The sequence below is a fragment of the Ruegeria sp. I3 genome (genome assembly GCF_056532525.1).
In genome coordinates this window covers 71,392-85,216 of record NZ_JBQFNI010000007.1, presented here as the reverse complement: position 1 = coordinate 85,216, position 13,825 = coordinate 71,392, and the positions used below count along the sequence as shown (strand labels likewise).

The window sequence follows — 13,825 nt, the reverse complement described above, 5'->3', positions numbered from 1 at the left end:
GAAATGGGTGTGGTCTCGGCGCTTTTGGCCTTCACGGTGTTCTTGTTTGTGTCCGAGATTGTAAGGATCGATCTTTCGGCCATCCTGGTGTTGGTCATTGTGGGTCTGCTGAGTTATGCACCGGGTCTCGAAAATCTGGCAAATGTTCCTCATCTGTTTGACGGGTTTGCGTCCAATGCCGTGATTTCGATCATTGCGGTCATGATCGTAGGGGCGGGTTTGGATAAAACGGGGCTGATGAACAAGGTCGCGTCCGTCATTTTGAAATATGGTGGTAAGTCTGAAAACCGAGTGCTGCCGATCGTTTCGGGCACAGTCGGTGTTATCTCATCATTCATGCAAAATGTCGGGGCGGCGGCGTTGTTCCTACCGGTGGTTAGCCGTATCTCATCGCGATCGGGTATTCCGTTGTCACGTTTGCTTATGCCCATGGGGTTTTGTGCCATTCTGGGGGGGACAATGACGATGGTCGGGTCCTCACCGCTTATTCTGTTGAATGACCTGATCCAAACTGCAAACGAAGGGCTGCCCGAAGCCCAGAAGATGGAACCCTTTGGATTGTTTTCCGTTACCCCCATCGGTGCGGTGCTGATCCTGACGGGGATCGCATATTTCCTGCTGCTGGGACGTTGGGTGCTGCCGGGTGATTCAGGGTCGGAGAGTACGGGTACCGGGCGCGGGACTCAGGAATATCTTCAGCGGGTCTACGGGCTGAAGGCCGATGTGTTCGAGGTTGTGGTTCCGGCCGACAGCCCGCTGGTCGGGCAAATACTGGCCGACATCAACTTTGAAAATCATCTCTATATCATCTCGACCTTTTACCGCGGCAAGACCTCGATGGTTCAGGTGCTAACAGCCGAGATTGCTGCGCCTTGTCGATTAGCGATTGTGGGTCGGCGCTGGGTTGTCGAAGAGTTTGCCGAAAAGTACGGGCTGACGGTGCTGCCTGATCTGGATGTGTTTGTCGAAGAGTTCGCACCCACGAATGCCGGGGTCGCAGAGGTGGTTGTTACGCCTGACAGCAAACTGATCGGCAAATGCCCTCGCGAATTGCTATTCCGCAAAACCTACGGAATGTCATTGCTCGCCATCCACAGGGGTGAAGAGACGCTGAGTCATGTCGAGACTGAGACGCATGAATCCACCCAGATCGGGCTTGAGAAGTTCAAGGCTGGCGACATGTTGGTTGCTCATACCCGCTGGGACAACCTGATGCGGATAAAGCGTGATCCGGATTTTGTTGTGGTCACGTCTGATTTCCCGCAGGACGAATTGCGCCCGCAGAAAGTAGGCTGGGCGCTCTTGTTCTTCTTGATCTCATTGTCGCTGATCCTGTTCACGGATGTGCGTTTGTCGCTCTGTTTGCTGACCGGAGCCGCAGGAATGATGTTGACCCGGGTGCTCAGTGTTGACGAGGCGTATCGAGCAGTTGGATGGAACACGGTCTTTCTGCTGGCGTGTCTGATCCCGTTGGGTCAGGCGGTGCAGAATACCGGGACTGCGGCATGGATTGCGCAACAGATCATGATCATCTTGGATGGATGGCCGAATTGGGCGCTACAGGCGGGCGTCGCCATTCTGGCGACGGCATTTTCTCTGGTCATGTCAAACGTCGGCGCGACGGTTCTGTTGGTGCCCCTTGCGGTTTCAATTGCGGTTGCGGCGGGTGCCAACCCGGCGGTCTTTGCATTAACCGTCGCGATTTCGACCTCGAACAGTTTCATTATCCCGACCCATCAGGTGAATGCGCTGATCATGGGGCCAGCTGGGTACAAAGTGACCGATTTCGTCCGTTCGGGCGGGATCATGACGATCATTTTCTTGATCGTCTCACTGTTGATGCTGAATGTGATTTTCTGACCCTGTTAATCACCCAGCTAGGCTGATCGTTTGGCCCTGCTCTGACGCCTGTTGTGCGGCAAGGCCGATACGCACGGCCCAAATCCCATCACGCAGTGAGACCTCGGGTTTGGCGCGCTCGCCCCTGACCAGCTCCAGAAAGCCTTTGTGCTGGTAATAAGTTGAGCCATTGTGGTCGCCAGCCGCCAGCAACTCGGGATCAACGGGGATGTCGCGCTGGATTGGACCTTTCGGTGCGCGAGGGCTGATGATCAGCTGTGGTACAGGCGCGTCGCCCAGATGTTCGGGCCAGAAGCGGCCCGGGCCGGGCACAAGCGCTTCGATTTTGGTATCGCGCCCAATGGCCGAGATTTCTTCTTGATACCGCGAACCCTCGGCAAACATGCAAAGCTCGAGCAGCGCGCGCGCGCCCGAAGCAAAATCGACAATGACATAGCCGTGGTCCAGAATATCTGGAGTATCGCCGTCATAAACTTCGTCCAAATGATTGACGGCTTGGCCTCCGCTTGCGGAAACACGAACCGGGTCTGATTGCAGGATCAGGCGCATGAGGTCGAAGAAGTGGCAACATTTTTCGACGAATGTACCGCCAGTGTTACGGTTGAACCGGTTCCAATTGCCGACCTTTTCGAGAAACGGAAAGCGGTGTTCGCGGATCGTGAGCATCTTGATCCCACCACCTGCGGTCGCTGCTTCATCGATCAGCGCCGTGATCGGGGGCATATAGCGATATTCCATCGCGACCCAGATCGGGTGTGGAAAACTGCGCTCTAACTCCTCAAGCCGTGCAAGATCGGCGGGATCAGTGAACAACGGTTTCTCTATCAACAGTGGCAGTGGGCGGGTTTCCGCTATCTCGGCCAGTTGATCAACATGCAGGTGGTTGGGGCTCGCGATGACCAAACAGTCCAGGTCAGTGACCGCCAGAAGATCCTGAACTGATGCCACCATCTGCGCCTCGGGCGCAATCACCTGCGCCTTATGCGCCATCTCCGGGTCGGGTTCGAAGATTGCGGCGACGCGCGTGCCCTCAAGCAGAGCAATGTTGTGCAGGTGTTCCTGCCCCATCATGCCGCATCCGATCAGCCCGTAATTGGTGGTCCGGGTCATGCGCAGTTCCTTTTATTTCAGGCGTTGAACGTATGTGGCTCGATCTGGATCAAACCATGTTTTTGAAAACTCGATAGGTTCAGCTTTCTCAGACCAACTGAACCGTTCGATATACCCTGCGGCTTGGCCCGCAGGTTTGGTGAAGCCTTCAGGTGTCCAGTCGGGCAGGGCACTGACAGAAACGCGATCCTCTGCCCGTGTGATCCAGAAGCCAAGTTGTTGCTGGTAATAGCGATAAAGCGAGTCGGACAGCAGGTTCTGGTCGATGGTCCCGGCTGATTCGTCCAGCCAGATTTCTTCGACCGCGATGATTGTGTCATTCAGATAACGCATCCGGCGTACGCGCGAACCGCTATCAGACAGGCCGAATTCCGGCAGCTTCGCAGGCTTCTTGAGATGATCAACTGACAGAATATCGGCACGCGGTAACCCGCCGCCTTCGGGCAGTTCCAGCCGGAACATAGCATAGACGCTGTTCTGCGTTCCGGTCTCTCGGATGTAGTTGCCCGAACCCTGAATACGCTCCAACATGCCTTTTTTCTCAAGCTCGGCGAGGGATTTTCGCAAGGTCCCGACCGAGACATTTAGGTTCGAAGCCATGTCCCGTTCAGGTGGAAGACGCTCACCATCCATCAGACGGCCCGCAGCTATATCGCGGATCAGAAGCTCTGAGATCTGGACATAGATCGGCAGGGCATTTGGATTGCGGCTGTTGGCGGACATTGAGGGCGCTTCACTCGGTCGCAGGAAAAATTGATACACTATTGATCTACATCAATGCGCTTGCTACGCAAGAGGAAAGTCAAAGATGTACGGAGCGTGAATCAAATGACCATCGTCCCCATCACATCCCCCGACCTGGATGCGGCCGAGGTTTCGTGGTTTGCAGCGCTTTGCTCGGATGACTACCAGTTTCTGGGCGTGCCCGATGGTGAACTGCGATCCAGTTGGGAGCATTGTTCAGGCATCGTGAAAGAGGCCGAGGCGCAAGGCTTTCGCAACATCCTGTGCCCATCGTCTTATCAGGTCGGACAGGACACCCTGAGCTTTGTTGCAGGTTGCGCGCCGATTACCGAAAACATCAACCTGCTGGCCGCCGTGCGCTGTGGCGAAATGCAGCCCATCATGCTGGCCCGTACCATCGCGACGCTGGACCACATGCTTAAGGGGCGGTTGACGGTCAATATCATCTCGTCCGATTTTCCCGGTGAAAAAGCCGATAGCGCTTTCCGATATCAACGCTCGCGCGAAGTGGTCGAGATCCTGAAACAGGCCTGGACGCAGGACGAAATCAACCATGCGGGCGAGGTCTATAACTTTTCAGGCCTGACCACCGACCCGGCTCGGCCTTACCAGACCGGTGGCCCACTGCTGTATTTCGGCGGCTACTCGCCGTCTGCTTTGGACCTGTGCGGCGAGCATTGCGATGTCTACCTGATGTGGCCGGAAACAAAGGATCAGTTGGCCGAGCGGATGAAAGCCGTTCATGCGGTTGCCGAGAATTACAATCGTACTCTGGATTACGGCCTGCGCGTCCACATGATCGTGCGGGATACCGAGGCTGAGGCACAGGAGTACGCCGACTACATCGTCTCGAAACTGGATGACGAATATGGTCGTGCGATCCGCGAGCGGGCACTGGACGCGACATCCTTGGGCGTGGCGCATCAATCCAAGAACCGCGATCTGGCGGATGAGTATGGCTATGTCGAACCCGGGCTGTGGACCGGCGTCGGACGTGCACGTTCGGGCTGTGGCGCTGCGCTGGTCGGTTCGACCGATCAAGTTATGTCTAAGATCGAAGAGTATCAGAAGATGGGCATTCGCGCTTTCATCTTCTCGGGCTACCCGCACATGGACGAGGCCAAGCATTTTGGCGCCCGTGTGATGCCCAACCTGAAAACCTGCTCGCTTCCCGAAGCCTACGGGCGCGTGCCAGCAACCACCCCGGCAACCCCGCTGGGCAACGGAGTTCGTCGCTGATGCAACGTGTGAAACTATCTGACACGCTGGAAATGAGCCGTCTTGTCTATGGTATGTGGCGCTTGGGTGATGACAGTGACACCTCGACTGCGCATGTTGAGGCCAAGATTCAGGCCTGTCTGGATCAGGGCATCACTACCTTCGATCAGGCCGACATTTATGGCGGATACGCGGCCGAAGCCGTTCTGGGCAATGCCTTGCGCACCAATCCCAGCCTGCGCCAGAAAATGGAGATCGTCACCAAATGTGACATCGTCGCGCCGATGGGGCGTTATGCCGAGGCCAAGGTCAAATATTACGACACGTCGCGTGCGCATATTCTGAAATCGGTCGATACATCTCTGTCGGAAATGGCGATCGACCACATCGACTTGCTACTGATCCACCGCCCGGATCCAATGATGGATCACCATGAAACCGGTGCAGCGCTGGATGAGGTGGTTGCCAGTGGCAAGGTCGGCGCGGTTGGTGTGTCCAACTTCCGCTCTTGGGACTGGTCTTTGCTGCAGTCGGCGATGAAAACCCAGTTGGTCACCAATCAGATTGAAATCTCGCTTGGGGAGATTAGCCCGTTTACCAATGGCGATCTGGCGTTCCATCAACAGCATGGTCACCCGCTTATGGCGTGGTCCCCACTGGGTGGAGGCCTTTTGATGGCCGGGAACCCTCCGGTCGGCGTTGTAGCGGATGAGATCGCCGCAGAATTCGGGGTGGATCGCGCCGCTGTGGCCGTTGCTTTCCTGCTCGCGCATCCGGCGAACATTCTGCCGGTTCTCGGGACGAACAATCTGGGCCGCATCAAGCGCGCCTCAGATGCGTTGAAAGTCAAGCTGGATCGTGAAAGCTGGTACCGCCTGTATGAGGCGGCGCTGGGACATGAGGTGCCATGATGAACGCAATCTCGCGCGATATGAACCATACATTCGTCCCGCATAAGGACGACACGCGAACCCTGCGCGATGCTTTTGGCCGTTTTGCCACCGGAGTTACTGTCGTGACCTGCGACAGTGAGGATGGGCCAATCTGCATTACCGCCAACAGCTTTTCGTCCCTGTCGCTGGATCCGCCGCTGGTGATGTGGGCGGGCGACCGCAATTCGCGCCGGTTCCGCTATTTTCACGCGGCGCGTCACTTCAGTGTGCATGTTCTGTCTGCTGAACAGGCCGAGCTGTGCTTTGGCTGTTCAAAAGACGCCCATGCGCTGCGTGATATCGAACATGACCGTTGTGAAAACGGCACCCCGTTGTTGCCGGGCAGTCTTGCCCGGTTCGAATGCGAGCAGCACGCTTATCACGATGCAGGCGATCATGTGATCGTGGTGGGCAAAGTTCTGAAAGTCAGCATGGCGGATGGAGACGCGCTGACGTTCTTTGCCGGAAAACTCGGCCAATTCGCGCAGAGCTAAGCGCGATATGACGACTGCGGGTCAAACCCGCAGCTGACAGTGGGAGGATCCGCATGGGCGGACTGGCATCGGCGTTGACGCCGATTGCATTCGTGAACGAAACCGTGCTGCGTCTGGGCCGCGCGGTCGGTGTTGTTGCGATTGCAGTTATGGTTATCGCGATCCTGATTCAGGTGTTCTTCCGATATGTCTTGGGTAACGCACTGCCATGGCCGGATGAGGCTGCCCGGTTCTGCATGCTCTGGATGACGGGCCTGATGGCCCCCACAGCTTTCCGTCGCGGAGGGTTCGTCGCCATCGATATGCTTGCGCGCTTCCTGCCGCGCGTGCTTGGTCAATCGCTCAATTTGTTCCTGCTGCTGATCTCGCTGGCCGTGCTGCTTGTTGCGGTCAATATCGGCTGGTCTGAGGTTACGGGCTTTGGTGGCCGGTTCGCCACTGCGGCGTTGTACCTGCCTACCTCTTTCGGGTTCGATGAATGGTACCGTATTCCGCGCAGTTGGATGATGGCCTCGCTGCTGGTTGGGATCATCTTGCTGATCTCGGTTAATATCGAACTGATCTTGCGGTCGATAGTAACCATGTTGGGCGGAGCACATCTTTTGCCTGAAATTCCCGAAGCTGCGGTGGGGGCTGAATAAATGCTGATTTGGTTCCTGCCCACCTTCCTGATTTTCCTGCTGATCGGCCTGCCGGTCTTTTTCGCACTGCTGGCGGCGCCCGGCATTCTGCTATGGCTCAGCGGTCAGACCAACGACATTACGCTGCTCTATCGCAATGTCTATAACGGTATGGATAGCTTCCCGCTGATGGCGATCCCTTTCTTCATGCTGGCCGGAGAACTGATGAACCGGGGCGGCATCACCATCCGACTTGTGGAGTTCAGCCAGGCCCTGATGGGCCACCTGCGGGGCGGCCTTGCGCATGTGAACGTCCTCAGCTCGATCCTGTTCGCGGGCCTTTCAGGGTCCGCTGTCGCCGATACTTCGGCGCTTGGGTCAATGCTGATCCCGGCGATGGAGAAGCAAGGCTATACCCGTAAATTTGCCGCCGCGATCACGGCAGCCAGTTCGGTGATCGGGCCGATCATCCCGCCCTCGGGCATCATGATCATCTATGCCTATGTCATGGGTGAAAGTGTGGCTGCGCTCTTTCTCGCTGGCATCGTGCCTGGGGTCATGGTCGGTGTCGGTTTGATGCTCATGATCAAGCTGATGGCGGATCGCTACGACTTCCCGGTCGCCAGCCGCAAATACACTTGGCCGGAACGCCGTCAGGCCAGCCTAAAGGCGTTCTTCCCACTGATGACCCCTGTGATCATCCTGGGCGGAATACTGGGTGGCATCTTTACCCCGACCGAAGCGGCCGCTGTCGCCGTAGGGTATGCCTTTATAATCGGTTTCTTCGTCCTGCGCACATTGACGTGGAAAGAAGTCCCCGAGGTGCTCAGCAATGCAGGTATGACCTCCGCTGTCGTCCTGTTGTTGGTCGGGGCGGCAATGGCCTTCAAGACGGTCGTTAGTCTTAGCCATGCGCCGGAGCAGCTGGCCTCGCTAATCCTCAGCCTGTCGGAAAACCCGCTGATCCTGCTGTTCCTGATCAACCTGCTGCTGTTCATCGTCGGAATGTTCCTGGATGCAGGCCCCGCTATTATCATCCTTGGCCCGATCCTCGGTCCGATCTTCACCAGCCTCGGTGTAGACCCGATCCATTTTGCCATTATCATGAGCGTCAACCTGACTGTCGGTCTGGCCACCCCGCCCATGGGGCTGGTGCTGTTCGTAGCCGCCGCCGTGTCTCGGGAACGGGTTGAAACCATCGCCAAGGCAATCCTGCCGTTTCTGGCGGTCGAAATCATCGTGATCTTCTTGATCACATACATCCCCGCACTATCCATGACGATCCCGAGGATAACGGGATTTGCAAACTGAACAGAGTATCACAGGGAGGAAACGCATGCTCAGAAGATTTATCAAAACCGCAGCGGTGGCCACGTCGCTAGTGGCCGCGTCTGCGATTGCCGCGGCAGCCGCCGACTACACGCTACGCGCCACAGCAAACTCGAATGAAAACGACGAAGACTATGACGGTCTGGTCGTTTTCAAGAACTACGTTGAGGCGGCCTCGAACGGAGCCATTGAGGTTGAGCTGTTCATCGGTACGCAGCTCTGCTCGAACGGTGCTGAGTGTCTGCAGGGCGTGGCAGACGGTACGATCGACATCTACATCTCAACCTCTGGAGGGGCCTCGGGCATCTTCCCTTACGTGCAGGTTCTGGACCTGCCTTACCTGATGGCCGATGACCGCATTGCCGAACATGTCCTATCTGGTGATTTCACCCGGCAGATGCGCGACATGGCGCTGGAGGATTCCGGCGGTGCGATCCGTCTGATGACAATCGGCAATACAGGTGGCTGGCGCAACTTCGCCAATACACAACGCCGTGTCGCCGAGCCGGCTGACATGGAAGGTCTGAAAATCCGCACCGTGGTTGCCGACCTGCCGCAGGAGCTGGTCAAAGCACTGGGTGCATCACCGACCCCGATCCCGTGGCCAGAACTGTTCACCAGCTTCCAGACCGGCGTGGTTGAGGGCTCGAAAAACGGCATCACGGACATCATGGGTATGAAGTTCCCTGATGCAGGCCTGCAATATGTCACGCTGGATGGGCATGCCTACATGGGTGCGCTGTGGTGGATGAACAACGCCAAGTTCCAGGAGATGCCAGAAGATATGCGCCGCGTGGTAGTCGACGGGTTTTATGCGCTGCAGCAGGCGACCTTTGCCTCACCCAAGCGCAAGTCGATCCAGGCGTATGAGGATTTCGTTGCCGGCGGTGGTGACCTTTATGTCCTTACACCCGACCAGAAAGCTGCGTTCAAAGAAGCCGCAACCCCGGTCTATGACTGGTTCCAGTCCAATGTGGCACGTGGTGATGAGATCTTTGTAGCGTTGACTGACGCTGTGGCAGCAGCCGAGGCGGATGTTAATGCCTCACGTGATGCGGATCTGAACTGAGTTGCTGGGCCGGGCCCTGGGGTCCGGCCCTCACCGAAACGGGTACATCCACCCTTTGTAGTCGTTGACCAGAACATGCGCCTTCTCGATCTGCTCCGGCGACATTTTTTTGACCACTTCTTCAAGGCTGATCGCCGCATCGGGGTCGCCGCCGATGGCGCTGAGCGTATACCACATGTACGCTCGAACCAGATCAGGAGCGGGCATGCCCAGACCCAACTCGTAGTACCAACCGATACCGGATTGCGCCCCGGGATGACCTTTCATCGAGGCGCGCAAGTACCATTCAAACGCGCGTTCATAGTCCTGTTCGACCCCAAGGCCCAACCCGTACATCACACCGATCAATTCCTCGGCTTCGGCATTGCCGGAGCGCGCGGCGGGCAGCAATTCCTCGCGCGCGGCTTCAAACTCTCCGGCCTCCATCAGATCGCGTGCTTGTTCCAGTTCAGCCAGCGCTGGTGTGGCGAGAAGGCAAAGGGCAAATACAAACTGGCGCATGGGGTTTCTTTCCTTTTGGCAGGGGCTGCGGCAGCTCAGGATCTGCCGCGCCCGCTGACGGATGACGATTTCATCCCCTTTGATATGGAACAGGCCGCTATCGGTCATCAACTGTTTTACGATCCCATTCTATCGGGAAACCGGAACATAAGCTGCGCCCATTGCCATCACCCGGATTTCGGCACCTCGGACGGCTTGTCGCTTGGCATCGGAGAAGGCGGGATGGGCTTGGGGCCAGACCGGACGCCTGGCATCGGAACAGACAAAATCCGCAAGCGAATTCCCCGCAATTCGCCGGGGCTTTGGAACCTTGGTGCAAAGGAACTTCACACGGTTTTCCATGATGGCCGTCTGAGTATCTCTGACGTCTACGGTAACGGTTTCAACTCACCCGCGCAGGAGTGGTTGCCGGACGGCTTGAATTCGCTGCTGGCCGCGCAGGCGCTTTTCCCGCTGACTTCGCAGTTTGAAATGGCCGGGAATGTGGCCGAAAATCAAGTCACCGGCGCGGTGCATGACCGCATCGACAAGGGCTGGCCGATCCTCGCCAAACGGGTACGCACCGATCCGCGCTATGGGCCCGCCATGGTCAAGGCATTCGATGACATCGACACGACCGAGGACATCACGATCACCCAAGTAGCCAACGCGCTGGCGGCATTCATGGCGCTGGAATGGCGCAGCATGGACAGCCCGTTCGATCAATATCTGGCCGGAGATAACACAGCCCTGACGCCTCGGCAAAAGGACGGCATGACCCTGTTTTATGGTGAGGCAGGTTGCGCAAACTGCCATTCCGGCCCGTTGCTATCGGATCAAAAATTCCACGCGCTGAGCCTGCCGCCATTTGGACCGGGCAAGACCCGCCAATGGGACCCCTATGCCCGCGACGTGGGTCATATGGGTGAAAGCAACCGTCTTGAGGACGCCTATCGTTTCCGCACACCGATGCTGCGCAATGTGACAGAGACGGCGCCCTATGGTCACAACGGTGCCTTTCCCGATCTGGAAGGCATTATTCGCCACCACTTGAACCCATCTCAGAGCCTCGCTGCCTGGACCCCTGATTTGGCCGGGCTGCCCAACGTGCCGTGGCTTGAGAATGTGGATTTCATCGTCTGGCAGGACCGGTTTGAGATGGAGCGTCATCGCCAGAAAATTGACATCGAACCGCTGGAACTGACCGATGCCCAGGTCGCAGATCTGGTGGCGTTCATGGGTGCATTGACCGGGACCACACTGGATGCGCCACTGTTCGGTGTGCCAGATGGGTTTGAGCCCTAGAAACCCACCAAACGTCATTGGAAATTTACGTGAAATCTCATAATGATCGGTGCAAAACAGCCGCCGAGAGTTTCAATGCAGTATCACAACAAGCCCTTTGATCAGCTTCAGATCGGAGACACCGCCGAGTTGACCCGGTTCTGCACAGAGGATGATTTTTATGCCTTCGCATCGAATTCCGGCAACCATAACCCTTTGAACCTGGCCGACGAAGATGGGGACGGTGATAACGTAAACGAGGCGATCGCGCCCGAGATGTTTCTTGGGGCTCTGATCTCGGCCGTTTTGGGGAATATCCTGCCGGGCGCGGGTACGCTGTATAAGTCGCAAAGCTTGGATTTTAGCGCCCGGGCATATGCGGGTGAAGAACTGCTGGCCAGAGTTACGGTTATCAAAAAACGCGATAACCGCGAGGTAGTTCTGGAAACTCAGGTGATGCGCCCTAGTGATGCGGCGCTGATCGTGTCCGGCATCGCGGTCGTGATCGCTCCGGAGAAAGAACTGTCATTCAATGAGATTGAAGTGCCTGGTCTGGTCGTCGAGCGGCACCGGCATTTTGATGCACTGCTCGATCGCTCGCGCCCGCTGCCTCCGATCCCCACGGCAGTTGTCGCCCCAGAAGAGCCCAACTCGCTGGGGGGGGCCTTATTGGCGGCGCGTGAAACCATCATCAAGCCGGTCCTGATAGGTGACCCCGACAAGATTGCTGCAGCAGCGCGTGAGATTGAGTTGCCCTTGGGTGACGTTGAGATCGTTCCCGTTAAGGACCATCTGGACGCCGCCAACAAAGCGGTTGATCTGGTTGTCGAAGGACATGCCGAAGCATTGATGAAGGGGCATCTTCATACGGACGAACTGCTACGGGCGGCGTTGCGGCGGGATCGTGGACTTCGCGCGGGGCGCCGTTTTACGCATGTCTTCGTCATGGATATACCCGGCCAGCCGCATCCCTTGCTGGTGACCGATGCGGCCATCAATATCGAGCCGGATCTGGAAACCAAGATCGACATCACGCAGAACGCGATCGATCTGGCAATCTCAATCGGAATTGGCGCTCCGAAAGTGGGTGTTCTGTCGGCGGTCGAGACGGTGAATCCAGCAATCCGGTCGTCGATTGATGCCGCATTGCTGTCGAAGATGGCCGAGCGGGGACAGATCAGGGGTGGCTTGGTCGATGGGCCGCTTGCCATGGACAACGCGGTCAGCCTGGCCGCGGCGCGCACCAAAGGGATCGTGTCCGAGGTGGCCGGACGGGCAGACATTCTTGTCGTACCCAATCTGGACGCAGGCAACATGCTAGCCAAGCAACTGACGTATATCGCGCACGCCGAGGCTGCCGGGGTGGTGCTGGGCGCGCGCGTACCGATTATTCTGACCAGTCGCGCAGATGGCGAAAAGGCGCGACTGGTTTCCTGTGCCGTCGCGGCCCTGCATGCGGCGCGGATGTCGGGTAAGATCTGATGGACCATATCATCACACTGAATTCAGGCTCGTCCTCGCTGAAGTTTGGGTTGTTCTCCGCGGGCGAAGCAGATCCGACCCTTGTCTGTTCGGGAGAGGTGGAACGCATCGGCAGCCGCGCGGCGCGCATCAAAGCAGAGACCACGGATGGCCGTGTGCTGGCCGATACCACATCCGAGGCGCTGCGTGATCAGGCCAGCGCCCTGGACTATATTCTGGATTTGCTGGAACGGCAGTTCCCGTCGGCGCGTGTTGCGGCTGTAGGGCATCGCATCGTGCATGGCGGACCGGATAATGACAGACCCATTCTGCTGACCTCCGAAAGCTTGCAGATGCTTGAAAAGCTAGAGCCCTTTGCGCCCCTGCACCAACCTTACAATCTGCAGGGCGCACGTACTGCGATGGACAGGTTCCCCAATGCCAAGCAGGTTGCTTGTTTCGATACCGCTTTTCACCGCCACCACCCTTGGGTCAATGACACCTTCGCATTGCCGACCGAGTATTACGATATGGGCGTTCGCCGCTATGGCTTCCACGGTCTGAGCTATGATTACATCTCGGACCATCTGGCCAAGACTGCGCCGCTGATACATGGCGGACGGGTGGTTGTGGCGCATCTTGGCAACGGTGCCTCGATGTGCGCCATGATCGGAGGTCGCTCGGTCGGTTCAAGCATGGGGTTCTCGGCCATGGATGGTTTGCCGATGGGAACGCGTTGTGGCCAGCTGGATCCGGGCGTTGTGCTGTATCTGATGGATCAGCAAGGCATGAATGCGGATGAGATCTCGGACCTTCTGTATCGTAAATCCGGGTTGCTTGGCCTTTCCGGGATGACCAATGATATGCGTACGCTTGAGGCGTCGAATACGCCGGGTGCACGCAATGCCATCAACTACTACACGTTCCGGATACGCCGCGAGCTGGGCGCTTTGGCCGCTGTGTTGGGAGGTCTGGACGCCGTCGTGTTTACCGGCGGGATCGGAGAGAACTCGACCTATATCCGTGATCGTATCTGCACTGACATGGGGTGGTTGGGTCTTGAACTGGACCACGATGCAAACGCGGACAATCTGCGCGTCATCTCGACCGACCTGTCACGTGTGAAACTGATGGTCATTCCGACGAACGAGGAACTGGTGATCGCGCGTGCCGCGGCTGAGAAAGCCGCGTAAATCCCAGTTTTTAGGCTTCTGCGCGCAAAAT

At 57.4% G+C, this 13,825-nt stretch carries 13 protein-coding genes; 10 read left to right on the top strand and 3 right to left on the bottom strand.

Annotation, left to right across the window (positions count from 1 at the left end; genetic code table 11):
* Positions 1-3 precede the first annotated feature (3 nt).
* On the top strand, positions 4-1,860 hold the full coding sequence (locus tag ACR0L9_RS17180) for an SLC13 family permease (RefSeq protein WP_170398548.1): 1,857 nt from the start codon (positions 4-6) through the stop codon (positions 1,858-1,860).
* Positions 1,861-1,869: 9 nt separating this feature from the next.
* Here ACR0L9_RS17180 and ACR0L9_RS17175 read toward each other — a convergent pair whose 3' ends face one another.
* A complete protein-coding gene (locus ACR0L9_RS17175) occupies positions 1,870-2,970 on the bottom strand; it encodes a Gfo/Idh/MocA family protein (RefSeq protein ID WP_480896241.1) in 1,101 nt (366 codons plus the stop codon).
* 12 nt (positions 2,971-2,982) lie between these two features.
* Positions 2,983-3,693, bottom strand: a complete 711-nt coding sequence (locus tag ACR0L9_RS17170) for a GntR family transcriptional regulator (RefSeq protein WP_480896239.1) — start codon at positions 3,691-3,693, stop codon at positions 2,983-2,985.
* A gap of 105 nt (positions 3,694-3,798) precedes the next feature.
* Here ACR0L9_RS17170 and ACR0L9_RS17165 point away from each other — a divergent pair, with 105 nt between their 5' ends.
* The 6 genes from ACR0L9_RS17165 to ACR0L9_RS17140 are packed head-to-tail and all read left to right on the top strand — an operon-like array spanning position 3,799 to position 9,376.
* Positions 3,799-4,953 carry an LLM class flavin-dependent oxidoreductase gene (locus tag ACR0L9_RS17165; RefSeq protein ID WP_170613198.1) on the top strand — a complete coding sequence of 385 codons (1,155 nt, stop codon included), beginning with the start codon at positions 3,799-3,801 and terminating at the stop codon, positions 4,951-4,953.
* On the top strand, positions 4,953-5,843 hold the full coding sequence (locus ACR0L9_RS17160; protein ID WP_170733834.1) for an aldo/keto reductase: 891 nt from the start codon (positions 4,953-4,955) through the stop codon (positions 5,841-5,843). Before ACR0L9_RS17165 ends, ACR0L9_RS17160 begins: the two co-directional genes overlap by 1 nt.
* Positions 5,843-6,358: a flavin reductase family protein gene (locus ACR0L9_RS17155; protein ID WP_170408253.1), complete on the top strand. Its 516-nt coding sequence runs from the start codon at positions 5,843-5,845 to the stop codon at positions 6,356-6,358. The genes ACR0L9_RS17160 and ACR0L9_RS17155 overlap by 1 nt, the downstream gene beginning before the upstream one ends.
* 53 nt (positions 6,359-6,411) lie before the next feature.
* A complete protein-coding gene (locus ACR0L9_RS17150) occupies positions 6,412-6,999 on the top strand; it encodes a TRAP transporter small permease (protein WP_170398319.1) in 588 nt (195 codons plus the stop codon).
* On the top strand, positions 7,000-8,289 hold the full coding sequence (locus ACR0L9_RS17145) for a TRAP transporter large permease (RefSeq protein ID WP_170398321.1): 1,290 nt from the start codon (positions 7,000-7,002) through the stop codon (positions 8,287-8,289).
* A gap of 25 nt (positions 8,290-8,314) precedes the next feature.
* Positions 8,315-9,376 (top strand): TRAP transporter substrate-binding protein, encoded by a 1,062-nt coding sequence (locus ACR0L9_RS17140; protein ID WP_170408182.1) that lies wholly within the window; start codon positions 8,315-8,317, stop codon positions 9,374-9,376.
* 30 nt (positions 9,377-9,406) lie between these two features.
* Here ACR0L9_RS17140 and ACR0L9_RS17135 read toward each other — a convergent pair whose 3' ends face one another.
* A complete protein-coding gene (locus ACR0L9_RS17135; protein ID WP_170408184.1) occupies positions 9,407-9,877 on the bottom strand; it encodes a tetratricopeptide repeat protein in 471 nt (156 codons plus the stop codon).
* A 15-nt stretch (positions 9,878-9,892) separates the two neighbouring features.
* Between ACR0L9_RS17135 and ACR0L9_RS17130 the strand changes: the two genes are divergently transcribed.
* The 3 genes from ACR0L9_RS17130 (at position 9,893) to ACR0L9_RS17120 (ending at position 13,794) form a co-directional block, all read left to right on the top strand.
* Positions 9,893-11,161 (top strand): cytochrome c peroxidase, encoded by a 1,269-nt coding sequence (locus ACR0L9_RS17130; protein ID WP_170425629.1) that lies wholly within the window; start codon positions 9,893-9,895, stop codon positions 11,159-11,161.
* A 75-nt stretch (positions 11,162-11,236) separates the two neighbouring features.
* On the top strand, positions 11,237-12,622 hold the full coding sequence (locus ACR0L9_RS17125; protein WP_480737584.1) for a bifunctional enoyl-CoA hydratase/phosphate acetyltransferase: 1,386 nt from the start codon (positions 11,237-11,239) through the stop codon (positions 12,620-12,622).
* Entirely contained in the window at positions 12,622-13,794 is a 1,173-nt protein-coding gene (locus tag ACR0L9_RS17120) for an acetate/propionate family kinase (protein ID WP_480737586.1), read from the top strand. The genes ACR0L9_RS17125 and ACR0L9_RS17120 overlap by 1 nt, the downstream gene beginning before the upstream one ends.
* Positions 13,795-13,825: the final 31 nt, after the last annotated feature.